General features: G+C 67.1%; 23 protein-coding genes and 2 pseudogenes. 18 read left to right on the top strand and 7 right to left on the bottom strand.

What is annotated here, in order from left to right:
* Nucleotides 1–76: 76 nt before the first annotated feature.
* From N825_RS28540 to N825_RS40495, 3 genes are all read left to right on the top strand, one after another.
* Nucleotides 77–727: a protein phosphatase CheZ gene (locus tag N825_RS28540; protein WP_037459414.1), complete on the top strand. Its 651-nt coding sequence runs from the start codon at nucleotides 77–79 to the stop codon at nucleotides 725–727.
* 6 nt (nucleotides 728–733) lie between these two features.
* On the top strand, nucleotides 734–3,850 hold the full coding sequence (locus tag N825_RS28535) for a tetratricopeptide repeat protein (RefSeq protein WP_051513392.1): 3,117 nt from the start codon (nucleotides 734–736) through the stop codon (nucleotides 3,848–3,850).
* A 78-nt stretch (nucleotides 3,851–3,928) separates the two neighbouring features.
* Complete coding sequence (locus tag N825_RS40495) at nucleotides 3,929–4,210, top strand: hypothetical protein (RefSeq protein WP_037459413.1); 282 nt, start codon at nucleotides 3,929–3,931, stop codon at nucleotides 4,208–4,210.
* Between the two features lie 129 nt (nucleotides 4,211–4,339).
* Here the strand turns inward: N825_RS40495 and N825_RS41065 are convergent.
* Both N825_RS41065 and N825_RS41060 read right to left on the bottom strand, forming a co-directional pair.
* Nucleotides 4,340–4,489 (bottom strand): annotated as a pseudogene (locus tag N825_RS41065) (LysR family transcriptional regulator); the annotation flags it as partial.
* A gap of 149 nt (nucleotides 4,490–4,638) precedes the next feature.
* Nucleotides 4,639–4,683 (bottom strand): annotated as a pseudogene (locus tag N825_RS41060) (hypothetical protein); the annotation flags it as partial.
* A 307-nt stretch (nucleotides 4,684–4,990) separates the two neighbouring features.
* On the opposite strand from N825_RS41060, the gene N825_RS28520 reads away from it, so the two are divergent.
* The gene (locus N825_RS28520; RefSeq protein WP_037459411.1) at nucleotides 4,991–6,064 is read left to right on the top strand and encodes a tartrate dehydrogenase; all 1,074 of its coding nucleotides are present in this window, start codon (nucleotides 4,991–4,993) and stop codon (nucleotides 6,062–6,064) included.
* 322 nt (nucleotides 6,065–6,386) lie between these two features.
* The gene (pyk, locus tag N825_RS28515) at nucleotides 6,387–7,808 is read left to right on the top strand and encodes a pyruvate kinase (protein ID WP_037459410.1); all 1,422 of its coding nucleotides are present in this window, start codon (nucleotides 6,387–6,389) and stop codon (nucleotides 7,806–7,808) included.
* A gap of 69 nt (nucleotides 7,809–7,877) precedes the next feature.
* On the opposite strand, the gene N825_RS37065 is transcribed toward pyk, so the two are convergent.
* The gene (locus tag N825_RS37065; RefSeq protein ID WP_051513390.1) at nucleotides 7,878–8,600 is read right to left on the bottom strand and encodes a YsnF/AvaK domain-containing protein; all 723 of its coding nucleotides are present in this window, start codon (nucleotides 8,598–8,600) and stop codon (nucleotides 7,878–7,880) included.
* 341 nt (nucleotides 8,601–8,941) lie between these two features.
* Here N825_RS37065 and N825_RS28505 point away from each other — a divergent pair, with 341 nt between their 5' ends.
* From N825_RS28505 to N825_RS28495, 3 genes are all read left to right on the top strand, one after another.
* Nucleotides 8,942–9,850, top strand: a complete 909-nt coding sequence (locus N825_RS28505; RefSeq protein WP_037459409.1) for a LysR family transcriptional regulator — start codon at nucleotides 8,942–8,944, stop codon at nucleotides 9,848–9,850.
* 191 nt (nucleotides 9,851–10,041) lie between these two features.
* Nucleotides 10,042–10,440 (top strand): DUF2382 domain-containing protein, encoded by a 399-nt coding sequence (locus N825_RS28500; protein ID WP_037459408.1) that lies wholly within the window; start codon nucleotides 10,042–10,044, stop codon nucleotides 10,438–10,440.
* Between the two features lie 22 nt (nucleotides 10,441–10,462).
* Nucleotides 10,463–11,353 (top strand): YsnF/AvaK domain-containing protein, encoded by an 891-nt coding sequence (locus tag N825_RS28495; protein WP_051513388.1) that lies wholly within the window; start codon nucleotides 10,463–10,465, stop codon nucleotides 11,351–11,353.
* A gap of 100 nt (nucleotides 11,354–11,453) precedes the next feature.
* On the opposite strand, the gene fliP is transcribed toward N825_RS28495, so the two are convergent.
* The 4 genes from fliP to N825_RS28475 all read right to left on the bottom strand — a co-directional run bounded on the left by fliP (nucleotide 11,454) and on the right by N825_RS28475 (nucleotide 13,263).
* Nucleotides 11,454–12,233 (bottom strand): flagellar type III secretion system pore protein FliP, encoded by a 780-nt coding sequence (gene fliP, locus N825_RS28490; RefSeq protein ID WP_051513386.1) that lies wholly within the window; start codon nucleotides 12,231–12,233, stop codon nucleotides 11,454–11,456.
* Entirely contained in the window at nucleotides 12,230–12,526 is a 297-nt protein-coding gene (locus N825_RS28485; protein WP_084165137.1) for a flagellar biosynthetic protein FliO, read from the bottom strand. Before N825_RS28485 ends, fliP begins: the two co-directional genes overlap by 4 nt.
* A 63-nt stretch (nucleotides 12,527–12,589) precedes the next feature.
* Entirely contained in the window at nucleotides 12,590–12,958 is a 369-nt protein-coding gene (locus N825_RS28480; protein WP_037459407.1) for a hypothetical protein, read from the bottom strand.
* Nucleotides 12,955–13,263: an EscU/YscU/HrcU family type III secretion system export apparatus switch protein gene (locus N825_RS28475; RefSeq protein WP_037459406.1), complete on the bottom strand. Its 309-nt coding sequence runs from the start codon at nucleotides 13,261–13,263 to the stop codon at nucleotides 12,955–12,957. The genes N825_RS28480 and N825_RS28475 overlap by 4 nt, the downstream gene beginning before the upstream one ends.
* Before the next feature lie 320 nt (nucleotides 13,264–13,583).
* On the opposite strand from N825_RS28475, the gene flgB reads away from it, so the two are divergent.
* From flgB to N825_RS28425, 10 genes are all read left to right on the top strand, one after another.
* The gene (flgB, locus tag N825_RS28470; protein WP_037459405.1) at nucleotides 13,584–13,994 is read left to right on the top strand and encodes a flagellar basal body rod protein FlgB; all 411 of its coding nucleotides are present in this window, start codon (nucleotides 13,584–13,586) and stop codon (nucleotides 13,992–13,994) included.
* Nucleotides 13,995–14,039: 45 nt separating this feature from the next.
* Nucleotides 14,040–14,450 carry a flagellar basal body rod protein FlgC gene (gene flgC, locus N825_RS28465; protein ID WP_037459404.1) on the top strand — a complete coding sequence of 137 codons (411 nt, stop codon included), beginning with the start codon at nucleotides 14,040–14,042 and terminating at the stop codon, nucleotides 14,448–14,450.
* Between the two features lie 49 nt (nucleotides 14,451–14,499).
* Entirely contained in the window at nucleotides 14,500–14,805 is a 306-nt protein-coding gene (gene fliE, locus N825_RS28460) for a flagellar hook-basal body complex protein FliE (RefSeq protein WP_037459403.1), read from the top strand.
* 63 nt (nucleotides 14,806–14,868) lie between these two features.
* The gene (gene fliQ / locus N825_RS28455; RefSeq protein WP_037459402.1) at nucleotides 14,869–15,141 is read left to right on the top strand and encodes a flagellar biosynthesis protein FliQ; all 273 of its coding nucleotides are present in this window, start codon (nucleotides 14,869–14,871) and stop codon (nucleotides 15,139–15,141) included.
* 4 nt (nucleotides 15,142–15,145) lie between these two features.
* Nucleotides 15,146–15,922 carry a flagellar biosynthetic protein FliR gene (locus N825_RS28450; protein WP_245613260.1) on the top strand — a complete coding sequence of 259 codons (777 nt, stop codon included), beginning with the start codon at nucleotides 15,146–15,148 and terminating at the stop codon, nucleotides 15,920–15,922.
* Between the two features lie 7 nt (nucleotides 15,923–15,929).
* Nucleotides 15,930–17,006: a flagellar biosynthesis protein FlhB gene (flhB, locus tag N825_RS28445; protein WP_037459401.1), complete on the top strand. Its 1,077-nt coding sequence runs from the start codon at nucleotides 15,930–15,932 to the stop codon at nucleotides 17,004–17,006.
* 167 nt (nucleotides 17,007–17,173) lie between these two features.
* On the top strand, nucleotides 17,174–19,711 hold the full coding sequence (locus tag N825_RS28440; protein WP_245613259.1) for a PAS domain-containing hybrid sensor histidine kinase/response regulator: 2,538 nt from the start codon (nucleotides 17,174–17,176) through the stop codon (nucleotides 19,709–19,711).
* A gap of 148 nt (nucleotides 19,712–19,859) precedes the next feature.
* Nucleotides 19,860–20,936: a recombinase RecA gene (recA, locus tag N825_RS28435; RefSeq protein WP_037459400.1), complete on the top strand. Its 1,077-nt coding sequence runs from the start codon at nucleotides 19,860–19,862 to the stop codon at nucleotides 20,934–20,936.
* 227 nt (nucleotides 20,937–21,163) lie between these two features.
* Nucleotides 21,164–23,824 (top strand): alanine--tRNA ligase, encoded by a 2,661-nt coding sequence (gene alaS / locus N825_RS28430; RefSeq protein ID WP_037459452.1) that lies wholly within the window; start codon nucleotides 21,164–21,166, stop codon nucleotides 23,822–23,824.
* Nucleotides 23,825–23,827: 3 nt separating this feature from the next.
* Nucleotides 23,828–24,682, top strand: a complete 855-nt coding sequence (locus N825_RS28425) for an AAA family ATPase (RefSeq protein ID WP_037459399.1) — start codon at nucleotides 23,828–23,830, stop codon at nucleotides 24,680–24,682.
* The last annotated feature ends 19 nt before the right edge of the window (nucleotides 24,683–24,701 follow it).

Here is a 24,701-nt window from a genome sequence, read left to right as displayed (position 1 = left end):
ACAAGCCGGTACCAGAATATACCGGCGCCGGCGATGAACGCGGCCAACCGATGCCGCGCTTGCAAGAAGGTGACCGATGACCACCGACCTGATCGGCGAGACGCCGCCGCTCCACCAGCGCTTGGCGCTGGCGCGTGAAGAAGCCCGCCAGCCCTTTCCCCGCGAGGAGGTGGTCGAGATCGTGACCGCCGTCCTCACCTCGATGAATGGCGACGTCTCGGCCAACGACCTCAAGCTCTATGGCGAGCTGGAGTCCCTGGCGCGCTACATCCAGCATGCCAAGCGCGAGATCGCGGCGATCCGCCCGGACGACATCGGCGGCGAGCACATCGCCAGCGCCACCGACGAGTTGGACGCGGTGGTCGGCGCCACCGAGGACGCGACCAACAAGATCATGGATTCCTGCGACGAGATCGGCGTCATCGCCGGCAAGGTCGATCCCGAGAACGGCGCCGCCCTCAACCAGGCGGTCACGCGCATCTTCGAGGCCTGTAATTTCCAGGACATCACCGGCCAGCGCATCACCAAGGTGGTGCGGACGCTGAAGCACATCGAGAGCAGGATCGACGTGCTGATCGCGGTGCTGGGAGACGAGGTCCAGAAAAGCCACAAGAGCGCCGCCGCGGCCGATCCCAATGACGAGGCCTCGCTCCTGAACGGTCCCCAGCTTCCCGGCAACGCGATCGATCAGAGCGAGATCGACAAGTTGCTTGCCAGCTTCGACTGAACCGTCATGACGATCCGGTGGAGAGCGATCTGGTCGAGTGCCGCCTTGGTGGCGGCGCTGTCGCTCTCGACCGCGCTGGGCGCCGCGACGGCCGAGACCGTCGTCGGGGTGCGGGCGGGCGTGCATCCCGATCGCAACAGGCTTGTCTTCGACTGGCCGGAAGCCGTCGACTACACCGTCGCCCAGCAGGGAGACACGGTCCAGATCACCTTCTCAAAGCCAGGCAAGGCCGATTTCGCCCGGGTTCAGAAGACCCGCCTGCGCAATGTCCCGACGATCGGCCAAGCGCTGGCCGACGGCAAGCTGATCGTCCAGATCACCATTCCGCCGGGCAGCGCGATCAGCGATTTCCGGATCAACAAAAGCGGTGTGGTCCTCGACGTCATCGATCCGCCGCAACGCGACGCGGTCGCCAAGGCTCCGGCTCCCGCCGCTCCCCAGGCGCCGGCCCCCACACCTCCCCAGGTTGCGGGCGCCGCCCCGCGACCGGAGCCGGCCCCCCCGGCGGCGACACCTCCGAAGACCCCGGCGCCCGCCGCGGCGACGCCCGGCTCCGCCACTGGGACACAGGCCAAGCAGGCGCCACCGCGAACGCTCCAACTCCCGCCTCAGGTCCCGCCGCAGGGTCAGCAGCAGGCCACGACCCAGGGTGGTCAGCAGCCGGTTCCGGCGGGCCCCAGCGCCTCCTCGACGCCGCCACCACCATCGGCCTCGCCGCGGCGGCCCGTGGTGGAGGAGCCGTCGACCGGTTCCGCGCCGGCGGCGACCGGCGTCGAGACGCGGCGCGGCACCGTCACGGTGGAGGCCCAGGAGCCAGCCGCCGCCGCCGTCTATGTCCGTGCCGGCTTCCTCTACGCCGTGTTCGGACGGCCGCTCGACCTGGAGGGCAGGATCAAGGTCGACACGCTGATCCCCGGCCTCGGCGGGGCGGAGACGGTGCCGATGCGGGGCGCCACCGCCTTCCGCATGGCGATGCCCGATGATCTGGAGCCCCGGGTGGAGCGGGACGGCAACACGTGGCGTATCTCGCTGGGACCGCGCGCCGTCACCCGTCCGGAGGGCTTGCCGGTCGATGCCCAGCGCGACTTTCCGCTTGGCGCCCGGCTGGTGGTCGGCGTGCCGGACGCCAAGCAGGTCATCCAAATGAACGACCCGGTGGTCGGCGACCAGCTCTTCCTGGTGCCGCTGCCCAATCCCGGTCAAGCCGTCGGCGAGCCCCACGGCTTCGCGCAGGTCCGCCTGCTGCCGGCGTCCCAAGGCATCGTCGTCGAACCGCTGGATGACACGGTTTCCGTCCGGCCGATCCGCGATGGGGTCGAGGTCACCACCACGGGCGGCCTGATGCTGTCGCCGCCCGGCGATCTGGTCGGCGTGTCGCAGACCCGGCTGAGCGGCAAGGGGCGCGACGTCGAGGCTCCGGCCGGCCTGTTCGACCTCGCCAAATGGCGGCGCGGCCCGACCGGCGAGTTCAACAAACTGCGCCAGGAAGTCCAGCAAGCCGTGGTGAAGGCTCCGGAGGTGGAGCGTGACCGCGCCCGGATGGATCTCGCCCACTTCTACTTCGCCCATGGCTATTCCGCCGAGAGCCTCGGCCTGCTGGGTATGCTCGCCGGCAATCAGCCCGACCTGGAGAGCCGGCCCGAGTTCCAGGCGCTGCGCGGCGCCGCCCGCGTCCTCTATGGCGATCCGGTGGGGGGTGCCGAGGACTTGGCCAACCCGGCGCTGGACGGCAAGGAGGAGGCGATCCTGTGGCGCGCCGCCGCCGAGGCGGGACGCGGCGACTGGGCGGCGGCCGCCCGCGATTTCGACCGGGCGCGCGCCAAGCTGGACGGCTATCCCGATCCGTTCCACACCAAGCTGGCCGCCATGGCGGCGGAGGCCCGCATCCGCACCGGCGACCGCGCGGGGGCGGCCCGCACCTTGGATATGCTGGCGAAACGCACCAATGGCGGGTTCGAGAAGAAGCCGGCCGGCCAGTTCCTACGCGCCCAGCTCCAGCAGCTCGCCGGCGACAAGGACGGTGCCATGGCCTCCTACCGCGCGGCGGCCAAGGGCACCGACCGGCTGTACCGCACCCGCGCCGAGCTGGCGCTGGTCGACATGGAACAGGAACTGGGCACCTTGGAACCGATGGAGGCGGCGGCCCGGCTGGAGCGCCTGCGCTTCGCGTGGCGCGGCGACGACCTGGAGATGGACATCCTCCAGCGGCTGGGGGAAGCCTACATGAAGGCCGGCAACTTCCCCGACGGGATCAACACGATCCAGCAGATCGCGACCCTGTTCCCCGACAACCCACGCGCGGCCGAGCTGTCGCGCGGCGTCTCGGACACTTTCGCCAACCTCTACATCAAGGACGGCGCCGCCGCCCTGCCGCCGGTACAGGCGCTCAACCTCTACGAACAATTCAAGGATTTGGCCCCGGCGGGTCCACGTGGCGATCTGGTCGTGCGCAAGCTGGCGGAGCGGATGGTCGAGATCGACCTGCTGGGACGCGCCGGCGATCTCCTGCAAGGTCAGGTCGCGACCAAGCTGCAGGGGCCGGAAAAGGTCGAGGTCGGGACCCGGCTGGCCGAGATCCGGCTCCAGGACGCCAAGCCCGATCAGACGATCGCGGCGCTCGACATGTCCGAGGTCCCGCCCGTGCCGCCGGAACTGGTCGCCCGCCGCCGCCTGCTGCGCGCCCGGGCCTTGGCCGACCTGAAGCGCTATGGCGAGGCGGTCGCCTTGCTGAAGGAGGATACCAGCCAATCCGCCGAGCTGCTGCGCGTCGACATCGCGTGGCGCGGCGCCCAGTGGGCCGAGGCGGCGGCGGGTCTCGCCAGGGTGATCGGCCCGGCGCCACCCGACGGCACGCCGCTGTCCAAGGACAAGTCCGACTTGGTGCTGAACCAGGCGGTGGCGTTGTCGCTGGCCGGCGACAGCGCCGGGCTGGACAAGCTGCGCGCCCAGTTCACCCCGGCGATGTCGGCGGGTCCGCACGCCGACACCTTCCGCGTGCTGGCCCGCTCGGGGCAGTCGGGCAATCTGGTCGATCTCGCCTCGATCCAGTCCCGCGTCAAGGAGGTCGGCACCTTCCAGAAGTTCATCGCCAGCCGGCAGGGATCGGCGCCAGCGGTCAATTGATGGAACTTGGGTGACGGAACAGGGACCGCCGGGCCCTGTTCCCCTCCTGACGCTTCAACCGCGACAGGAGGAACGACGATGTCGGATGACGCTCAGGACAACGGTGCCGACCCTATCGACCGCTTGAGGTTCCGGCCGGGCCAGCCGGTCCAGAAGAATCCGGACGGCACCGAGATGGGCGAGCCGGCGGGGCCGGGCAGTCCCACGGCGGCGGCATCCAGCAGCGGTGGTTCCGGCTATGACGTCGCCAAGGACAAGAAAGGCCCCAATCCCGTCGCGGACGGGACCGAGCGGGCCGATGCCGCCGCCGATGGGGCCGAAACCGACGACAGTCCGCAAGCGGCGCCCGCGACCTCGTGATCCCGCGGCGCCGTCACGCCTGTTCGGAATAGCCGGACAGGCCGGCCCGCGGCGTGGCGAGCATCTCGTCGCGGAGGGATCGCGCGACGGCACGGCGACCACCGCCGTCTCGTGGAACAGGAAGTGGAATTCCAGGTTTTTGTCCGGATGCCCGGGGGGCCGGACGAACGCCGGATCCAGCCGGCCGGGGAGCAGGCGCGTCCCCAGGCGCACGGTCTTGTCCTCCAGCGGTTGGATGACGACCTCCGGCCGGCGTTTCCGGAAATCGTGGAGCGACAGGGGCAGCGTCCCAGCCGCGGCGCTGTCGATCGCGCCGCCAAACCATCGGCCTGGGCCAGCGGCACGCGCGTCTCGTCGAGCAGGGACGCGCCGTCGTTGGTCAAGGCGACGTTCCGCGTGGTCCGCGTCTTCAGCCGCGTTCCCAAATCCTCATCAAGGAAACGGATGTGCCGCCCCAGCGCCGCCGGCAACATGTCCAGGCGCCGCGCCGCGCGTCCGAAATGCGGTTCCTCCGCCGCCGCGGCCGGCATCGCGACGATCAACTCGATCGGCAATCCCGGCGGCTTCGTCGGCCCCTCCATGATCGGCTGGATCAAGGATACGACCGGAAGTTTCGAGGGTGGGCTGTTCTTCGTCGCCGGCCTGTTGGTCCTCTCGGCGGTCCTGACGTTGCCGCTGGCCCGCGATCAGCGCGACAGGGATAAGTTGGCCACTCCCAACACCGTTGGTCAGCACTGACGCCCGCCACCCCCATCAAGAAAAGCCGGAAGGAAGACCCCCATGCGTGAATACTCCATCGCCGCCATCCCCGCCGACGGCATCGGCCCCGAGGTGATCGACGCCGGCACCACAGTCCTCGCCAGCCTCGAAAAGCGGATGGGCGACATCAAGTTCAACATCGAGACGTTCGACTGGGGTTCGGATTATTACAAGAGGCACGGGGTCATGATGCCGGCGGACGGACTCGAGACGCTCAAGCGGTTCGACGCGATCTACTTCGGCGCGGTGGGCGCTCCCGACGTGCCCGACCACATCACCCTGTGGGGCCTGCGCCTGCCGATCTGCCAGGGCTTCGACCAATACGCAAACGTCCGCCCGACCAAGATCCTGCCGGGCATCAAGTCGCCGCTCGCCAATGTCGGCCCCGGCGATCTGGACTGGGTGATCATCCGCGAGAACTCCGAGGGCGAGTATTCCGGCCATGGTGGCCGTGCCCACCGCGGTCTGCCGGAGGAGGTCGGTACCGAGGTCGCGATCTTCACCCGGGTCGGCGTCACCCGCATCATGCGCTATGCCTTCAAGATGGCCCAGTCGCGCCCCCGCAAGTTCCTGACCGTCGTCACCAAATCCAACGCCCAGCGCCACGGCATGGTGATGTGGGACGAGATCGCGGAGGAGGTTTCGGCAGAATTCCCCGATGTCACCTGGGACAAGATGCTGGTGGACGCGATGACCGTCCGAATGACGCTGAACCCGAAAAGCCTGGACACCATCGTCGCGACCAACCTGCACGCCGACATCCTATCCGATCTGGCGGGCGCCCTCGCCGGGAGCCTGGGGGTCGCCCCAACCGCCAACATCGATCCGCAGCGCCGCTTCCCATCGATGTTCGAGCCGATCCACGGCTCCGCCTTCGACATCACCGGCAAGGGCATCGCCAACCCGGTGGCGACGTTCTGGACCGCCGCCCAGATGCTCGACCATCTCGGGGAGCACGAGGCTTCCGAACGTCTGATGCGGGCGGTGGAGCTGGTGACCGCGGCGGGTATCCTGACACCGGACGTCGGCGGCACCAGCACGACCAAGGACGTCACGGCGGCGGTGGTCGACGCCATTCATAGTTCGAACGTCTGATGGGGGTGCCACTATGACCATCGGCATGGGCGAACCCCTGCCGGGTGGGGTGGTCGTGGCCGGGAGTTCCTGTTAGGGTTCGCGGCGACAATACCTAGGCTGTCAGGTGGCCCGCGCGGCTGGGCTCCAACACCCGCGTCGATACCGCCACGACTGACAGCCGGATTCCTCGATGGCATGGGTGGGGACGATCGATCCGGACCGGTCCCGCGTCATGTCAACGAATTCCGCGCTGTCCCGGTCGCCCGGCACCCTCCGGTATTCAGGGTTCCGCGATCGGGGCCGGCCCAGCAGAGAGGCGGCCTCAAGGCCGATAGAGAAAATGCGCCGTTACCGCCGAGCAAAGATCGTCGCCACCGTGGGACCGGCGAGTTCGTCGCCGGAGATGCTGAAAAAGCTGCTCGAGGCGGGAGTCGACACGTTCCGGCTCAACTTCAGCCACGGCACCCATGACGACCACGCCAAGGTCCATGCCGCCATCCGCGCGCTGGAGGCGGAGGTCGCCCGTCCCATCGGCATCCTCCAGGACCTCCAGGGTCCCAAGATCCGGGTCGGCACCATCCGCGACGGCAAGCTCACCCTGAAGGCCGGTGAGAAGATCCGTTTCGTCCTGTCGGGCAGCGACGGCGACCAAATGTCGATTCCGCTGCCCCATCCCGAGATCTTCGCCGCGATCCTGCCGGGACATGAGCTGTTGATCGATGATGGCCGCGTGCGGGTCCGTGTCACGGGCTTGGGCGACGACTGGATCGAAGCCGAGATGATGGTTGGCGGCGTGATCTCCAACCGCAAGGGCGTCAACCTTCCCGGCACCGTGCTCGACCTGTCGCCGCTGACCGCCAAGGACCGCGCCGATCTGGCCTATGGGCTGGAGCTTGGCGTCGACTGGGTGGCGCTGTCCTTCGTGCAGAAGCCCGGCGACATGATCGAGGCGCGCGGCCTGATCGGCGACCGCGCCGGCCTGATGGCCAAGATCGAGAAGCCGGCCGCCCTCGACCAGATCGAGGATATCATCCGCCTGTCCGACGCCGTCATGGTCGCGCGTGGCGACCTGGGCGTCGAGATCCCGCACGAGTTCGTTCCGGGCCGGCAGAAGGAGCTGGTGCGCGCCTGCCGCTTGGCGGTCAAGCCGGTGATCGTGGCGACCCAGATGCTGGACAGCATGGTCACCGCCCCGACGCCGACGCGGGCCGAGGCGTCCGACGTCGCGACCGCCATCTATGACGGCGCCGACGCGGTCATGCTGTCGGCCGAGTCCGCCACCGGCAGCTATCCCGTCGAGGCGGTCGGCATGATGGACCGCATCATCAAGGCGACGGAGCAGCACAAACTCTACCGCTCGATCATCGAGGCGACCCGGCCCGGCGAGGAACAGACGGCGCCGCACGCGGTCGCCGCCGCGGCGGCCGATCTGGCCGAAGCCGTCCACGCCCCGGCGATCGTGGCCTTCACGTCAAGCGGTACGACGCCGGCCCGCATCGCGCGGAAGCGTCCGCCGATGCCGATCGTCGCGATCACGCCCGACGCCAAGGTCTCCCGCCGGCTCTGCCTGCTTTGGGGCGCCCACAGCATCCTGTCGGACGACATCACCACCTACGAGGAGATGGTCCAGCGGGCCACCGCGACGGCCCGGTCGGAAGGCTTCGCGAAGCCGGTCGACACCATCGTGATCGTCGCCGGCATTCCCTTCGCCCAGGCCGGAACGACCAACAACCTGAGGGTCGTCCAAGTCGGCGAGGGCTGAACGCGGCTCGCGCCGTGGGTCCGGCTGGACCCACGGCGCGAGCGACACCTTTGGAAGAGGACCCGAGGGTCAGGCCTTCTTGACCGTCTTGGTCTGGCGGTCCATCTCCTCGACCGTCACGTCCTGGTGGCGCACGGTCCCGGTGACGGTGACCTCGCGCTCCTTCGACTTCTTGGCGAGCGAGACCTCCTCGATCACGTGGGCCTGCTTGGTGACGACCGGCTTCTCGGTGATCTCGACCATCTCGATGCTGCGGTCCTGGAACGCCTTGTCGGCCTCGCTGGCCTTCATGACCCGATCGACCGGGGTGCGCTCGACCTCGACGGTCTCGTCGTGGAGGATGACGGTCTCCTGCACCTCGTGCTCGCTGACCGACACCGCCAGCCGCTTGCCGCCCACAGTCTTGGCCGTGCCGACCTCCAGCTCCTCCTCGATCACCTGGGCGCTCTCGGTGGCGCCCTCGGCCTCATCGGACGGCTTATCGCCAACCAGTTCCTGCAAGGCGTCGGGCGATAGGGCGTTGAACTTGCGCATGGTAGCCAGGGCGTCGTCGGCCGCGTCGTCGGCGGCCTCGGCCACGATCAGGGCGCCGCCGTCGCGCATCGCCGCGCCGTATTCGTCGGCCTTGTCCTTCTCGTAGCCGGCTTCGACCAGACGCTTGGAGATCTTGGCCGACGTGACGTCGTTGAGGATTTCGATGGCTTCCTTCTTGAAGCCGGACTTGGTGAGTGCCCCCTGGACCTTGGTGGCGATTTCACGGGTTTCGAAAAGACCGATGATGGACGTGGTCATGGGAATTCCTTTGATTAAGTATTTTAAAATTTAACGGTCGACGTCATGCCGATCTCGTCTGTGGAAAACAACATGTTGCGGCGCAACAAGTTCCGATTGATTCATCGATCTTCAAAAATTCATTTTTCGTCTGGGATAAAGTATCTCAGTAACTACTTCGATTTCTCATTAAAAACTGGGACAAAACGATCTGAACTGATGGTATACTTACAAAGAGATTGGGCGCCCTTTGGGTGCGTTGCGGCAATCTCGGCCGAGTGTCTGGTTTAAGTGATCCGAACGCGACGGTCACGTGTTCAAACACGACGAATGGGAATGCGAAAACGCTTGGCGGTTGGTCGATGCTCGATTGGGACGATCTCAGGTTCTTCCTGGCCCTGGCCCGAAACGGCAGCCTGTCGGCCGCGGCCAAGGATCTGCGCGTCGCCCAGTCGACGGTCGGGCGCCGCTTGGCCTCGCTGGAGGCGAGCCTGGGAGTTCGGCTGCTCAATCGAACCCCCGATGGCTATGTGCCGACCGACGCCGGACGGGAGGTCCACGAACAGGCGGAGCGCCTGGAGGCCGAGGCGCTGGCCCTGGAGCGCACCGTCGCCGGCCGCGACACCCGGCTCGCCGGACTCGTCCGCGTCTCCTGCGCCGAGACGATAGCCAGCCACATCCTCGGCCCCTGCTTGGCGGCGTTGCGCGAGCGGCATCCGGAAATCACGGTCGAACTGATATCGACCGCGCGTGAGTTGAGCCTTTCCATGAGGGAGGCCGATATCTCCGTCCGGCTGGGACGGTCGGACCAGCACGACTTGGTCGTCCGCAAGATCGGCGGCCTGGAATTCGGGCTCTACGCGAGCACGCCCTATCTGGAAGGTCACGATGGCCTCGATTTCGCGACCGGCTGCCCAGGTCATCACCTGATCGTGCAGGTCGAGGATATCCAGGACGCGGCGCAGACCGACTGGCTGTCCAACCTCGCCAGCCGGGCCCGTGTCGCGATGCGGACCAACAGCCATGAATCAGCCGTCTTCGCCACCACCCACGGCGGTGGCTTGGCTTGTCTCGCCCGGTTCCGCGCCGACCGCGAGGACAAGCTGATCCGTCTGACCCCGCCGGCGCCACCGCCGGGCACGGCGATCCGTCTGGTCGTGCATCGCGACAACCGCCACACGCCGCGCGTCCGCACCGTCCTGAACCACATCGCCGACTGCGTCCATGAATTGGAGACCACCCTGTCTCCCTCCGCCGGGGAAAAACCCTAGGGCGTAGAAGCCGCCCGTCCCATCATTCCCGGAAGTTCCGCCCGGAGCGGTCTTTTCGCCCAGCCGGTTACGCATAGTGGGTCACCGCAAACGGCTTCGCCGTGGCGCACAACTTCCGTCCGCCGCCTTTGTTTCAATCCCTGACCATTCGCCACGGGGCGAAGAACGTCGATTTTCCAAAAGGCGATCGCATGTCATCCGTCGAAGCAGATGCCTGCGAGCTGGTCGTTCCCCTTCATACCGAGGAACTGTCCGTCACGCGCCATGTCGTCGCCGGCGACACCGTGCGCGTCGACACGGTCACCCATGAGCGGGAACGGCTGATCGACGAGCAAGTCACCCACCACCGGGTCGAGGTGGAGCGGGTCGCGATCGGCCGCGTGGTCGACGCCGTGCCGCCCGTCCGCGAAGAGGGCGACGTCACGATCATCCCGGTCGTGGAGGAGGTCGTCGTGGTCGAGCGCCGGCTCGTCCTCAAGGAAGAGATCCACATGCGGCGCGTCCAGGTCACCGGGCATCACCGGGAAACCGTGCTGGTGCGTGACCAGGAAGCCGTGATCACCCGGACCAAGGCGGACCACTCCGCCTGAACCATTTCCAGGAGCTAGCTAAATGATCGAGAACAACAACCGTGGCGCCGCCACCGATGACACCATCGTCGCGGTCTATGACACCGCCGCCGACGCCGATGCCGCCGTCCGCGACCTGAAGGCCGCCAATATTCCGGCCGACGCCATCAGCCGCCATGATGGCGTGTCCCAGGATTCCACCAGCGAGGCCGCGCCGCGCGAGGAGGGCTTTTGGGCCAGCCTGTTCGGCGGTGGTTCCGATGACGATAGCGTCTACGAGCGCAGCCTGAGCAGTGGATCGTCGCTGGTGACGGTCCGCGCCTCCGGGCCACGCGCCGATGAAGTGACCGAGATCCTGGAGCGACATGGCCCCGTCGACATCGACGAGCGCGCGTCGGCCTATGGCGTCTCGGAGACCAGGACCGCCGCTCCCACCGCCCTGGCGTCGACCGGCACCACGAGCGGCACCACGACCGGTGGCAGCCTGGCCGGCACTGGCACGGCCGCGACGGACGGCGATGCCATCCAACTGGCCGAGGAACAGCTGGCGGTCGGCAAGCGGGCGGTCAACCGCGGCACCACCCGGGTCCGCCGTTTCGTGGTCGAGACTCCGGTCGAGGAGAGCGTCGCGCTGCGGGATGAGACCGTCACGGTCGAGCGCCGCGCCGTGACCGGCGACGTTCCGGTCTCCGCCACCGACTTCACCGAGAAGACTTTCGAGATGACCGAGACCGACGAGGAGGTCGTGGTCGCCAAGACCGCGCGCGTCACCGAGGAGGTCGTCCTGCGGAAGGAGGTCGCCGACCGCGTGGAGACGGTCAAGGACACCGTCCGCCGCGACGAGGTCGAGATCGAGCGCATTCCCGGCGAGAAGGTCGCGGCCGTGGATACGGCGGTGACGACCCCCGTCACCCCGCGCGCGCCCAAGATCTGATCGGGCGGATCCGATGATGGACGGGACGCCGCTGGCGTCCCGTCCTTTTTCACGCGTGGGCCAGCGATGATCCCGCCGATGATCCCGGGCCGGCGGCGCGTCAGGATATGGTGCCGAAACTCTGGACCAGCGTTCCCGAGATCAGGTGCCAGCCATCGACCAGCACGAAGAAGATGATCTTGAACGGCATGGCGACGGCGGCCGGCGGCAGCATCATCATGCCCATCGACATCAGGATCGACGCCACGACCATGTCGATGATCAGGAACGGCAGGAACAGCAGGAAGCCGATCTCGAAGCCGCGGCGCAGCTCGGAGATCATGAAGGCCGGGATCAGCACCTGGAGCGGCGTGTCCTCCGGGTTCCTGATCTCGCCTGTCTTGGCGATGTCGGCGAACAGGATCAGGTCGGCCTCGCGGACATGCTTCATCATGAAGACGTGGAACGGCTTCATGGTCTGGTCGAACGCCTCCATCTCGTCGATGTCGCTGGCGATCAGGGGGGCGATGCCGTTGTCGTAGGCTTCCCGCATGGTCGGGGCCATGATGAAGGCGGTCAGGAACAGCGCCAGGCTGACCATCACCGAGTTCGGCGGCGTCTGCTGGATGCCCATGGCGGTGCGCAGGAACGACAGCACCACGACGATCCGGACGAACGCCGTCACCATCACCAGGATGCTCGGGGCCAGCGACAGCACCGTCATCAGCGCGAAAAGCTGGATGATCTGGGAGGTGCTGGACCCCCCCGCGCGGTTGAGGTCCAGGCTGAAGCTTTGCGCCAAGGCGGGGGGAGCCGCCGTCCACAGGGCGGTCACCAGGGCCAGCAGGACCCATCCACGCCAAATCGGGGGCCAGATCGGGGGCCAGACGGCCGGCTTCATGGCGCCGCTCCCGGCACCGCGTCCGCCGGCGCCCTGATGCCGGCCTCCAGCACGAGGTCGTTGTTCATTCCCAGCAGCACCAGATGTTCGACATCGTCGCGGCGGACCAGGACAAGCCGCCGGCGGGCGTCGATTTGGGCAACCTCGACGACGCCCAGCCGCCGGACCCGTCCAGGCCGGGCCGCCACCGCCCCGGCATAGCCGAACCGGCGCATCAGCCACGCGGCGACGACGATCAGACCCAGTACGAAGACCAGGGCCAGGACGAAGCGCAGATAAGTTTCCATCTCCATGGCGGGCGGGGTTCCAGGCTTGTTCCGGGAGCGGTTGGGGAGCGGTCGGAGATTGGGCGCCGATCACTCGCCCGATGGTTCGGGCGGGGGCGGGAAGGGAATCGGCTGGCGGCCATAGGCCTGCGACGCCCTGTTGCGGGTCGAAACCCGCTCCAATTCGAGGGAGGTGTCCGCCCTGGCGCGTTCGCACGCGGCCGACAACTCGTTGAGATCCTGGACCAGGGCCAGCAGTCGGGGCAGCAAGGCCCGCGAGGCTTCCGGTGGCTGGCCTTCCAGTGTGGCGCAGATGGCGGCGATCCTGTCGTCCAGTCCGGCCAAGTCGATCACGCCGCCGCCGCTCAAGGCCACGCGCGTGTCGGCCACCGCCAGGGCGATCAGCTCCAGGTCCCGCTCGACCCCGTCGAGGTGGCGGGTGGCCGGCGCGTCTGTCATGGCTGGCCTCCGCGCGGCGGCAGCTTGCCGTTGGCGCGATAGATGTAGGCTAGGATCTCGGCGACCGCGACCAGCGCGTCGGCCGGGATCTCGCTGTCCAATTGGACCACCGACAGCAGTTCGGCCAGATCGGCGTCCTCGCGGACCTTGACGCCATTGGCGAAGGCCATTTCCAGGATCTGCTCCGCGACATGGCCCTGGCCGCTCGCGACGACGCGTGGCAGCGTCGGGCCATCCAGCTCGTATTGGAGCGCCACGGCGATCGGGCGGCGCGGCTTGGCCGGCCGGCCACGGGGGTATCCCATGTCTGAGCTGTCTGGATAGGCCACGAAGGTCTCGACCGGATTGAAACGGGCGTCCGCTGACGCGGAACGATCGCCACCCTATCCGGTCATGCTTAACCAAATCTGAAGGAGAGGCCGGCAATCTCGACCCGGCAAGAACTGCCGCGGCACTGGTGGAGTGGACGGTTCGTCATGCGGGACGGGGGGTTTCACCTCACGCCCTGGGGTGGCTTGGAACTTGCTTGGTGATTGGGGGATCGGTCCCGGAGGGGACACGTTAACGGCAAATTAACGCGATCCGGGTAATTCTGGAACCTTGCGTTGCGAAGGGTGAAGGCACCATGGATCTGGGCAATACGGGTCTGTTCAAGCTCATGAAGGGCAAGCTGGACTGGCTGACCGAGCGTCAGCAGGTGCTCGCCCAGAACATCGCCAACGCCGACACGCCGAAATACCGTCCCAACGATCTGACCGCCTTCACCTTCGATCGGGCGCTGGGGCAAAGCCAGAGGCTGGCGCCGCGCCTGACGGCGGTCGGCCATATGGCGGGACCCGGTTCGGCGCGCGGCAACGATGTGCGCCAGGACAAGCCGAAGAGCAACTACGAGGTGGCGCCCGACGGCAACGCGGTGGTGATGGAGGAGCAGATGACCAAGATCGCCGACACCGGCATGACCTATCAGCTGGTCACCAACCTCTATCGCAAGCAGGTCGGCCTGGTCCGCACCGTGATCGGCCGCGGCGCCAGTTAGACCCGACCCTTGGGAACCTGACTCCCGACCCTTGGAGGAAACGAGATGGATCTGCGCGACAGCCTGAACGTCGCCGCCGCGGGCATGAAGGTGCAAGGCGCCCGCATCAAGGTGATCGCCGAGAACATGGCGAACTCCGATTCGACGGCCGAGACACCGAACGACCTGCCGTACCGGCGCAAGGTCATCAGCTTCGAGAACGCGCTGGACCGCCAGATGGGCGTCGAGACCGTGCGCGTCCGCAAGATCGACAAGGACAAGAGCGACTTCCAGCGGCGCTACGATCCGACCCATCCCAGCGCAAACGCCGAGGGCTATGTCCTGTACCCGAACGTCAACACCCTGGTCGAGAGCAACGACATGCGCGAGGCGCAGCGGAGCTACGAGGCCAACCTGAGCGTGATCGAGGCGTCCAAGACGCTTCTGATGCGCACCATCGAGATCCTGCGCGGCTGAACCGCCGGGCAAACCGCCAACCCCCACGCCCTCCACGGGAGCCTGAACCATGGTCGCCTCCGTCGCCAACGCGCTCAGCGCCTATGCCAAGATGGCCGCGACCGGCAGCTCGCCGGGCGTGGCGCCGGCCGACGCAGGGCCGTCCTTCGCGTCGCTGGTCAAGGACGCCACGGTCCAGGGCATCGGCCAGCTGCACAAGAGCGAGCAGATCAGCGCCGCCGCCGTCGTCGGCAAGGCCGACCTAACCGAGGTGATCACGGCCGTGACCAACGCCGAGCTGACGCTCCAGACGGCGACCAGCGTCCGCGACAAGGTGGTGCAGGCGTATCAGGAAATCCTGCGCATGCCGATCTGAGCGGCCCGATGGGGTCGGACGGATCTTGCGGGATCGGATGGGGAGCCGGGGAGTCTTGAGGCCATGAACGCGACCGACGTGATGGAGGTCGTCCGCGAGTCGATCATCGTGACACTGAAGATCGGCGGTCCGATCATGATCATCTCGATGGTCGTCGGGCTGGTCATCTCCCTGTTCCAGGCGCTGACCCAGATCCAGGAGATGACGCTGACCTTCGTGCCCAAGGTGGTCATCGTGTTCGGCGTCCTGCTGCTGCTGATGCCGTTCATGCTGGCGACGCTGGTCACCTTCACCCAGGAATTGGCGGACAGGATCATCGGCATGGGAGCCTCGTGATCCCATGCCGATGGAATTGCTGAGCCTGAACGACGCGCTCAACGGCCAGATCTACGCCTTCATGGTGATCTTCTCGCGGGTCGGCACCGCCTTCATGCTGCTGCCGGGATTCGGCGACAGCTATGTCTCGACCCGCATCCGTCTGATGATGGCGCTCGCCATCACCCTCGTGGTCCTGCCGATCCTGATGCCGACCCTGCCGCCGGTGCCGGCGGGAGCCTTGGGGCTGGCGGTGCTGCTGGTGATGGAGAGCTTCGTCGGGGTCTTCCTGGGCACGCTGACCCGCATGCTGACGGCGGCGCTGGATATCGCCGGGACGATCATCTCGATGCAGATCGGACTTTCCAACGCCTTCATGTTCAACCCCGCGCTGGCGTCGCAAGGGACGCTGATTGGCGCCTACATGGGCTATATCGGCATCATCCTGCTGTTCGTCACGGACCTGCACCACATGCTGATCCTGGCGGTGATCGGCAGCTACGAGGTCTTCGCGCCCGGCGCCACCCTGCCGGTCGGCGACCTCGCCGACATGATGACCAGGATGGTCGGGCAGAGCTTCATGATCGGCGCCCAGATGGCGGCCCCCTTCCTGGCGGTCGGCATCATGTTCAACCTGGCGCTCGGCCTGCTACAGAAGATGATGCCGCAGCTCCAGGCCTTCAGCGTGATCATGGGCGGGCAGGTGGCCTTGGGCCTGGCCCTGTTCACGATCGTGGTCTCGGCGACGATGCTGTTCTGGCTCCAGGCGGTCGAGACCACCCTCTCCGGCCTGCTCGGCTGAGCGCCCGATGGCCGAGGATGAGGATGACGCCTCCAAAACGGAGGAGGCCAGCGGCAAGAAGCTGAGCGACGCCCGCGAGAAGGGCAACGTTCCGATGAGCCAGGAGACGAAGACCTGGCTGATGCTGCTCGGCAGCCTGGTCGTCGTCTCGCTGGTGGCGCCGGGGTCGGTCAGGCGGCTCAGCGGCTCGCTGGTGGCCTATATCGAACAGGCCGGCACGGTGCCGATGGACCAGGGGGCGATCGGCCAGATCCTGACCGACACCGCCATCACGGCCATCCTGGCGATCCTGCTGCCCGTGCTGGTGATGGCGGCGGCCGGCATCCTGGGGACGATCCTCCAGATCGGCTGGCTGGTCTCCACCGAGAAGATCACGCCCGATATCACCAAGCTGAACCCGCTGCCCGCCTTCATGAGGCTGTTCTCGTTCCAGAACAGCCTGGAGCTGATCAAGGGGCTGGCGAAGATGATCGTCATCGGCACCGTCTGCGCGATCATCCTGACGCCGGTGATCACCAGCGTCGAGCATTACGCCGGCATGCCGATGGAGATGCTGCTGGCCGAGATCCAGCATCTGGTGGTCAAGCTGTTCCTCTGGGTCACCATCATCATGTTGTTCCTGGCGGGCGGCGACCTGTTCTACCAGCGCTTCCAGTTCGCCAAGAAGATGCGGATGAGCAAGCACGACCAGAAGGAGGAGTACAAGCAGCAGGAGGGCGACCCGATCATCAAGGGGCGCCTGCGCCAGTTGCGGTTCGACAAGGCGCGGCGGCGCATGATGCAGGCCGTTCCCAAGGCCGACGTGGTGGTGACCAACCCGACCCACTTCGCGGTGGCCTTGAAATACGACCAGTCGGCCATGACGGCGCCGGTGGTGCTGGCCAAGGGGGCGGACGCCGTGGCGGCCAAGATCCGCGAGATCGCAAAGGAGCACGACATTCCGCTGGTCGAGAACCCGCCGCTGGCGCGGGCGTTGTTCGCCTCGGTCGAGATCGACCAGGAAATCCCACCTGAGCATTATAAAGCCATGGCGGAGGTCATATCCTACGTGTTCAAGCTGAAGAATCGCTTTCAAGGGGGCTAACCGTTCCTCGCCTGGAACGCTTAGGGGTAGTAGGATCCACCGGCAATCAATGTCATGGGGCTGCAGTGCAGGATCAGGTTTCGTCATCCGCCCTCGATCTCCCAGGGCCGGGGCCAGGGCAAGGGAAGGCGCAGGCAGGCGCGCGGAAACGGCCGCGTGACGGCGGCGTGGCGCGGACCGCGATGTTCGGGGCGGGCGGGCTGATCGCCGTCGGGGCCGCCGGGCTTGGTCTCGCCGCCTCCGGGCTGGTGACCGACCCCGTCGTCCTGAGCGGCGGCGTGTTCGCGCTGCTGGCGGTCGGTGGGGTGGCACTGGCCAAGCGGGTCTCCACGGTCGAGGCCGCCGTCCAAGCCGAGGCTGAAGGGAACGCCGATGGCGAGCGCCTGACGCTGTCCCAGGCGTTCCAGGCCGGATCCATGGGCAGGTTGATCACTGGCCGGGATGGCCATGTGGTGCGCTCCAATTCCGCCTTCCGCGACCTGATATCCAACGCCGGGGTGGGGTCGCTGGACATGTTCCGGCACCGGTTCGATCACGATCCGGAGATGTCCGCCCGCTTCCGCGGGCTGGTCGACGCGGCCCGCAACGGCGTCCCGGCATCCGCCGAGCTGGCGCTGCCGTCCGGTGGGCGGGGAGATGGCGGCCCCGTCATTTGGTACATGGTCCGCGTGATGCCCCTTTCCGAGGAGGGGGCCGGGAACGATGGACTGGTGAAATGGGTGTTCGAGGAGATCAGCGACCGCAAGCAGGCCGAGCAGCGGCTGCGCGACGAGCAGGCCAATCTATCCGATTTCATGGGAAGCGCCCCGATCGGCTTCTATTCGGTCGATCAGGACGGCCGTTTCCTCTACGTCAACGCCACGCTGGCGGAATGGCTCGGCTGCGCGCCGGAGGACCTGATGGACGGATCGGTCCGGCTGCGTGACGTACTGGCGGATTCCGCGACGGCGCCGGGTGCCGCCCATAGCCCGTTCACCGGTGCCGAGAACCGCGGCGATGTCGCCATGAAGGGGTTGTCCCGGAATGGGGTGGAGGGCCGCCGGTTCCAGGCCTCGATCATCCAGACCGTGGTCGCGTCGGGCGATGGCCGGTCGCTCCGGACCCGCTCGGTGGTGCGCGACCTGACGCCGGAGCGCGAGTGGCGGGAGAAGCTGCACCTGTCGGAGCAGCGTTTCCAGAGCTTCTTCGAGGAGGCGCCGATCGGCATCGCGCTGATCGACGAGAGCGGCAAGCTGGCGGAGTGCAACCAGGCGTTCCTGACCATGGTCGGGCGGCCGTTGCCCAGCATCATGGGGTGCCCGCTGGCCGAGCTGTTCAGCCCGGTCGAGCGGTCGACCGTGCTGGCCCGGCTCGACGAGATCAAGTCCGGCTCCGATACGATAGCGCCCTTCGAGGTCAACCTGCGGGTCCTGGGCCGCGAGAAGAAGATGGCGCAGCTCTACGCGCGCCGCATGGCCGGCGCCACCGGCAACGGTGTTGGTTCCGGATCCGGAATGATCCTGCACTTCATCGACCTGACCGAGCAGAAGAGCCTGGAGGCGCAGTTCGCCCAAAGCCAGAAGATGCAGGCGATCGGCCAGCTGGCCGGCGGCGTGGCGCACGACTTCAACAACCTGCTGACCGCGATGATCGGCTTCTGCGACCTGCTGCTGCTGCGCCACAAGCCGGGCGACCAGTCGTTCAGCGACATCATGCAGATCAAGCAGAACGCCAACCGGGCGGCCAATCTGGTGCGCCAGTTGCTGGCCTTCTCGCGCCAGCAGACGCTCCAGCCCCGCGTGCTCAACATCACCGACGTGCTGGCCGAGCTGTCCAACCTGCTGCGCCGCCTGATCGGCGAGAACATCGAACTCAAGATGACCCATGGCCGCGAGCTTGGGCTGATCAAGGTCGACCAGGGCCAGTTGGAGCAGGTCATCATCAATCTGGCGGTCAACGCGAGGGACGCCATGTCGGATGGCGGGCGCCTGAGCATCCAGACCAGCAACGTCTCGACCGATACGCCGACCCGGCGCGAACACGAGGAGATGCCGCCCGGCGAATACGTGGTGATCGAGGTCGGCGACACCGGCACCGGCATTCCCAAGGAGAACCTGGTCCGCATCTTCGAGCCGTTCTTCTCGACCAAGGAGGTCGGGTCGGGCACCGGGCTGGGCCTGTCGACCGTCTATGGCATCGTGCGCCAGACCGGTGGCTTCATCTTCGTCGACAGCGCGCTGGGCGAGGGCGCCAAGTTCACCATCTATCTGCCGCGCCATCAGGCGGCCAAGGTCGCCAGCGTGACGGCGGAGGCCGAGAGCGAGGCGCGCGAGCGGTCGGCCGGCGATCTTACTGGGACCGGAACGATCCTGCTGGTGGAGGACGAGGACGCGGTCCGCGTGTTCAGCGCCCGGGCGCTCCGCAACAAAGGCTATCAGGTGCTGGAGGCCCGGAGCGGCGAGGCGGCGCTCAGCGTGCTGAACTCCGAGACCAACCGGATCGACCTGCTGGTCAGCGATGTCGTGATGCCGCACATGGACGGCCCGACGCTGATCCGCCACGTCCGCGACAAACGGCCCGACATGAAGGTCATCTTCATATCGGGCTATACCGAGGACAAGTTCCGCGACCAGATCGACGCCGGCGAGCACATCCATTTCCTGCCCAAGCCGTTCAGCCTCAAGCAATTGGCCGGCAAGGTGAAAGAGGTCCTGCGCGACGGCTGACACCAGGTTCCACCCTGGATCCCCCCGTTGGGAGGACTCATTTTGTTCTCATTCCGTTCTTGTTTCCTCTTGGCAAGGGAGAACGGAATGAGTACATTCTCTTCACGTTGCACTCCCGATGACCGTGTGAGAGAAGAGGGGCCCCAGCATGTCGTCCGCACCCTTGCGTTTGGTTGAAAGTCCCATGGATAAGCAAAAGGCACTAGACGCGGCCCTCGGTCAGATCGAACGCGCGTTCGGCAAGGGCTCGATCATGAAGCTCGGCGCGCGCGAGGCCACGACGGAGGCGGAGGTCGTCTCGACCGGTTCGCTCGGCCTCGACATCGCGCTCGGCATCGGTGGCCTGCCGCGTGGCCGCATCGTCGAAATCTACGGTCCTGAAAGCTCGGGCAAGACCACGCTCGCCCTCCACGCCATCGCCCAGGCCCAGAAGAATGGCGGCACCTGCGCCTTCGTCGACGCCGAGCACGCGCTCGATCCCGGCTACGCCCGCAAGCTGGGCGTCGATGTGGACGAGCTGCTGATCTCGCAGCCCGACGCCGGCGAGCAGGCGCTGGAGATCACCGACACCCTCGTCCGCTCTGGCGCCATCGACGTGCTGGTGGTGGACAGTGTCGCGGCCCTGGTGCCGCGCGCCGAGCTGGAAGGCGAGATGGGCGACAGCCATGTCGGCCTGCATGCCCGCCTGATGAGCCAGGCGCTCCGCAAGCTGACCGGCTCGATCTCCAAGTCGCACACCACGGTCATCTTCATCAACCAGATCCGGTTGAAGATCGGCGTGATGTTCGGCAACCCGGAGACCACCACCGGCGGCAACGCGCTGAAGTTCTACGCCTCCGTCCGGCTGGACATCCGCCGTATCGGCGCGATCAAGGACCGCGAGAACGTCGTCGGCAACCAGACCCGCGTCAAGGTCGTCAAGAACAAGATGGCCCCGCCGTTCCGCGTGGTCGAGTTCGACATCATGTACGGCGAGGGCGTCTCCAAGGTCGGCGAACTGCTCGACCTGGGCGTCCAGGCCAACGTGGTGGAGAAGTCGGGCTCGTGGTTCAGCTACGAAGGCCAGCGCATCGGCCAGGGCCGTGAGAACGCCAAGACGTTCCTGCGCCAGCACGCCGAGATCGCGGAATCGATCGAAGGTAAGATCCGCGCCAACGCCGGGCTCGTCGCCAACGCGATGATGGGCACGCCGGAGTCCGACGCCGAGGCCAGCACCCCGGATTGATCGTCGCCAACGCGGTGGCGGTTCGATGAGCCGCGCGGTCCTCTAGGGTCGCGCGGCTTTTTCAATTGAGTTTTTCCAGGGGAGGCACCTCTCAGGGCATCGGTGGACAGGCGCCCGGTCCGCACGCTACAAACAGGGAAAGTCCGTGTCGGCCGAAACCTTTCGATCAGCCGAAACCGTTGATCAGGGGGCCGCACCAACCCGCGTCCTGGGAACCGAGCGCCATCATGCAGACCGCCAACGACATCCGCGCCACCTTCCTGAACTATTTCGCCAGCCAGGGTCACCAGATCGTCGAGTCGAGCCCGCTGGTGCCGCGCAACGACCCGACGCTGATGTTCACCAACGCCGGCATGGTGCAGTTCAAGAACGTCTTCACCGGCGCCGAGACGCGACCCTATTCGCGGGCGACCACCAGCCAGAAATGCGTGCGCGCCGGCGGCAAGCACAATGACCTGGACAATGTCGGCTATACCGCCCGGCACCACACCTTCTTCGAGATGCTCGGCAATTTCTCGTTCGGCGACTACTTCAAGGAAGGCGCCATCGAGCACGCCTGGAACCTGATCACGAAGGAGTACGGGCTGGCGCCGGACAAGCTGCTGGTGACGGTCCACTCCTCCGACGAGGACGCTGCGGCGCTGTGGCGGAAGATCGCGGGCCTCGACGACAGCCGGATCATCCGCATCCCGACCGACGACAATTTCTGGCGGATGGGCGACACCGGTCCGTGCGGCCCGTGCTCCGAGATCTTCTACGATCATGGTCCGCAGGTGGCCGGCGGCCCGCCCGGCAGCGCCGACCAGGATGGCGACCGGTTCATCGAGATCTGGAACCTCGTCTTCATGCAGTACGAGCAGCTCTCGCCCGACAGGCGGATCGAGTTGCCCAAGCCGTCGATCGACACCGGCATGGGGCTGGAGCGCTTGGCCGCCGTCCTGCAGGGCAAGCACGACAACTACGACATCGACCTGCTGCGAGCGCTGATCCTGGCGTCGGCCGACGCCACCAAGGTCGCGGCCGACGGACCGCACGCGGTGTCTCACCGGGTCATCGCCGACCACCTGCGCTCGACCTCGTTCCTGATCGCCGACGGCGTGCTGCCCTCCAACGAGGGCCGCGGCTACGTGCTGCGCCGGATCATGCGCCGCGCCATGCGCCACGCCCACATCATCGGCTGCAAGGAGCCGCTGATGTTCCGGCTGGTGCCAGCGCTGGTCCAGATGATGGGCGCGCAGTATCCCGAACTGGTCCGGGCGCAGCCGCTGATCACCGAGACGCTGAAGCTGGAGGAGACACGCTTCAAGCAGACGCTGGAGCGCGGCCTCCGCCTGCTCGACGAGGAGACCGCCAATATCCCCGAGGGCGGCTCGCTGCCGGGCGAGACCGCGTTCAAGCTCTACGACACCTTCGGCTTCCCGGTCGACCTGACGCAGGACGTGCTGCGCGGCCGCAACCGCACGGTCGACATCGACGGCTTCAATCAGGCCATGGGGCGCCAGAAGGCGGAGGCGCGCAAGGCCTGGGCCGGATCCGGCGAGGCCGCGACGGAGACCCTGTGGTTCGAACTGCGCGACGAGCTGGGCGCCACCGAGTTCCTGGGCTACGACACCGAGGTGGCCGAGGGCAAGGTCCTCGCCCTGATCGCGGACGGCAAGCGGGTCGAGCGGGCCGAGGCCGGCGCCGATGTCCAGGTGATCGTCAACCAGACGCCGTTCTATGGCGAGTCCGGTGGTCAGGTCGGCGACAGCGGCGTGATGTTCACGCCGGAGGGCGCCGAGGTGCCGGTATCCGACACGCAGAAGAAGCTGGGCGCCCTCTGGGTCCATGTCGCCAAGGTCGCCAAGGGGACGCTGGCGGTCGGCGACGTGGTCGAGCTGCGGGTCGACACCGCGCGCCGCTCCGCGATCCGCGCCAACCACTCCGCCACCCATCTGCTGCACGAGGCGCTGCGCCGCCGGCTGGGCGACCATGTCACCCAGAAGGGCTCGCTGGTGGCGCCCGAGCGCCTGCGCTTCGACATCAGCCAGCCGATCGGCCTGACCGCCGAGGACATCGCCGTGGTCGAGGCCGAGGTCAACCGGCGGGTGCTGGGCAACAGCGATGTCGTGACCCGGCTGATGAGCCCGCAGGAGGCGGTCGGCCTGGGCGCCATGGCGCTGTTCGGCGAGAAATACGGCGACGAGGTCCGCGTCGTCTCGATGGGCGGGCGCGACCCGGACGCCAGCAAGGAGTTCTCGATCGAGCTGTGCGGCGGCACCCATGTCCGCCGCACCGGCGACATCGGCCTGTTCAAGATCGTCGGCGAGGGTGCCGTGGCGGCCGGCGTCCGCCGCGTCGAGGCGCTGACCGGATACGGCGCCGCGACCTACCTCAACGAGCAGGAACACCTGCTGCACCAGACCGCCGCCGCCCTCAAGGCGACCCCGGCGGAGGTGCCGGCGCGGGTCGCGGCCTTGGTCGACGAGCGGCGCAAGCTGGAGCGGGAGTTGACCGATCTGCGCCGCCAAGTCGCCATGGGCGGTGGCTCCGGCCCGGCCGGTGGCGGTGAGAAGGACGTGGCGGGCGTCAAGTTCGCGGCGCGGGTGCTGGACGGCATGCCCGCCAAGGACTTGAAGCCGATGGCCGACGAGATGAAGAAGCAGGTTGGTTCCGGCGTGGTGGCGCTGGTCGCGGTCAACGACGGCAAGGCCTCGCTGGTCGTCGCCGTGACCGAGGACCTGACCGGCCGCTTCAGCGCGGTCGAACTGGTGAAGGCGGGCGCCGCGGCGCTGGGCGGCAAGGGCGGTGGTGGCCGTCCCGACATGGCGCAGGCGGGCGGTCCCGACGGCGCCAACGCCCACGACGCGGTGGCGGCGATCGAAGCGGCGATGGAAGGGGCGGTCTGACGCATGAAGAAGTTCACCGGTACCGAGAACTACGTCGCCACCGAGGACCTTCGGGTCGCGGTCAACGCGGCGGTGGCGCTTCAGCGTCCCCTGCTGGTCAAGGGGGAACCCGGTACCGGCAAGACCATCCTGGCGGAGGAGATCGCCCGCGCGCTGGACCGTCCCCTGATCCAGTGGCACATCAAGTCTACCACAAAGGCCCAGCAGGGCCTGTACGAGTACGACGCGGTCAGCCGCCTGCGCGACAGCCAGCTGGGCGACGAGCGGGTCCGGGATATCGGGAACTACATCGTCAAGGGCAAGCTGTGGGAAGCGTTCGACGCGCCCGAGGCCCCCGTGCTGCTGATCGACGAGATCGACAAGGCGGACATCGAGTTTCCGAACGACCTGCTGCTTGAACTCGACCGGATGGAGTTCTTCGTCTACGAGACCCGGCAGGTGATCAAGGCGCGCCAGCGGCCCGTCGTGATCATCACCTCGAACAACGAGAAGGAGTTGCCGGACGCCTTCCTGCGCCGCTGCTTCTTCCACTACATCCGCTTTCCCGATCCCGAGACGATGGCCCACATCGTCGAGGTCCATTACCCCAACCTCAAGGGCGACCTGCTGCGGGACGCGCTCACGCTGTTCTACGAGGTCCGTGAGACGCCGGGCCTCAAGAAGAAGCCGAGCACCTCCGAACTGCTGGACTGGATCAAGCTGCTGATGGTCGAGGACGTGTCGCCCGAGACGCTCCGCACCCATGACAACAAGAAGCTGATCCCGCCCCTCCACGGCGCCCTGCTGAAGAATGAGCAGGACGTTCACCTGTTCGAACGCTTGGCGTTCCTCAGCCGGCGCGAACGCGGTGGTGACTGACTGGGATACCCCTAAAGTT

Source organism: Skermanella stibiiresistens SB22, assembly GCF_000576635.1.
In the GTDB taxonomy this organism is placed as follows: Bacteria; Pseudomonadota; Alphaproteobacteria; order Azospirillales; family Azospirillaceae; genus Skermanella; species Skermanella stibiiresistens.
Note: the sequence above shows the minus strand (reverse complement) of the source record. Positions and strands in the feature narration are given on the sequence as shown.

What these genes read in the sequence shown, in the direction of transcription:
- fliE (WP_037459403.1), top strand. Translation starts at nt 14,500, where the DNA reads ATGGTCGCCTCCGTCGCCAACGCGCTCAGCGCCTATGCCAAGATGGCC.
- fliP (WP_051513386.1), bottom strand. Translation starts at nt 12,233, where the DNA reads ATGAAGCCGGCCGTCTGGCCCCCGATCTGGCCCCCGATTTGGCGTGGA.
- N825_RS28425 (WP_037459399.1), top strand. Translation starts at nt 23,828, where the DNA reads ATGAAGAAGTTCACCGGTACCGAGAACTACGTCGCCACCGAGGACCTT.
- N825_RS28495 (WP_051513388.1), top strand. Translation starts at nt 10,463, where the DNA reads ATGATCGAGAACAACAACCGTGGCGCCGCCACCGATGACACCATCGTC.
- N825_RS28450 (WP_245613260.1), top strand. Translation starts at nt 15,146, where the DNA reads ATGCCGATGGAATTGCTGAGCCTGAACGACGCGCTCAACGGCCAGATC.
- recA (WP_037459400.1), top strand. Translation starts at nt 19,860, where the DNA reads ATGTCGTCCGCACCCTTGCGTTTGGTTGAAAGTCCCATGGATAAGCAA.
- N825_RS28480 (WP_037459407.1), bottom strand. Translation starts at nt 12,958, where the DNA reads ATGACAGACGCGCCGGCCACCCGCCACCTCGACGGGGTCGAGCGGGAC.
- N825_RS28500 (WP_037459408.1), top strand. Translation starts at nt 10,042, where the DNA reads ATGTCATCCGTCGAAGCAGATGCCTGCGAGCTGGTCGTTCCCCTTCAT.
- N825_RS28505 (WP_037459409.1), top strand. Translation starts at nt 8,942, where the DNA reads ATGCTCGATTGGGACGATCTCAGGTTCTTCCTGGCCCTGGCCCGAAAC.
- pyk (WP_037459410.1), top strand. Translation starts at nt 6,387, where the DNA reads ATGCGCCGTTACCGCCGAGCAAAGATCGTCGCCACCGTGGGACCGGCG.
- fliQ (WP_037459402.1), top strand. Translation starts at nt 14,869, where the DNA reads ATGAACGCGACCGACGTGATGGAGGTCGTCCGCGAGTCGATCATCGTG.
- alaS (WP_037459452.1), top strand. Translation starts at nt 21,164, where the DNA reads ATGCAGACCGCCAACGACATCCGCGCCACCTTCCTGAACTATTTCGCC.
- N825_RS28535 (WP_051513392.1), top strand. Translation starts at nt 734, where the DNA reads ATGACGATCCGGTGGAGAGCGATCTGGTCGAGTGCCGCCTTGGTGGCG.
- N825_RS28520 (WP_037459411.1), top strand. Translation starts at nt 4,991, where the DNA reads ATGCGTGAATACTCCATCGCCGCCATCCCCGCCGACGGCATCGGCCCC.
- flgC (WP_037459404.1), top strand. Translation starts at nt 14,040, where the DNA reads ATGGATCTGCGCGACAGCCTGAACGTCGCCGCCGCGGGCATGAAGGTG.
- N825_RS28485 (WP_084165137.1), bottom strand. Translation starts at nt 12,526, where the DNA reads ATGGAGATGGAAACTTATCTGCGCTTCGTCCTGGCCCTGGTCTTCGTA.
- flgB (WP_037459405.1), top strand. Translation starts at nt 13,584, where the DNA reads ATGGATCTGGGCAATACGGGTCTGTTCAAGCTCATGAAGGGCAAGCTG.
- N825_RS28540 (WP_037459414.1), top strand. Translation starts at nt 77, where the DNA reads ATGACCACCGACCTGATCGGCGAGACGCCGCCGCTCCACCAGCGCTTG.
- N825_RS37065 (WP_051513390.1), bottom strand. Translation starts at nt 8,600, where the DNA reads ATGACCACGTCCATCATCGGTCTTTTCGAAACCCGTGAAATCGCCACC.
- flhB (WP_037459401.1), top strand. Translation starts at nt 15,930, where the DNA reads ATGGCCGAGGATGAGGATGACGCCTCCAAAACGGAGGAGGCCAGCGGC.
- N825_RS40495 (WP_037459413.1), top strand. Translation starts at nt 3,929, where the DNA reads ATGTCGGATGACGCTCAGGACAACGGTGCCGACCCTATCGACCGCTTG.
- N825_RS28475 (WP_037459406.1), bottom strand. Translation starts at nt 13,263, where the DNA reads ATGGGATACCCCCGTGGCCGGCCGGCCAAGCCGCGCCGCCCGATCGCC.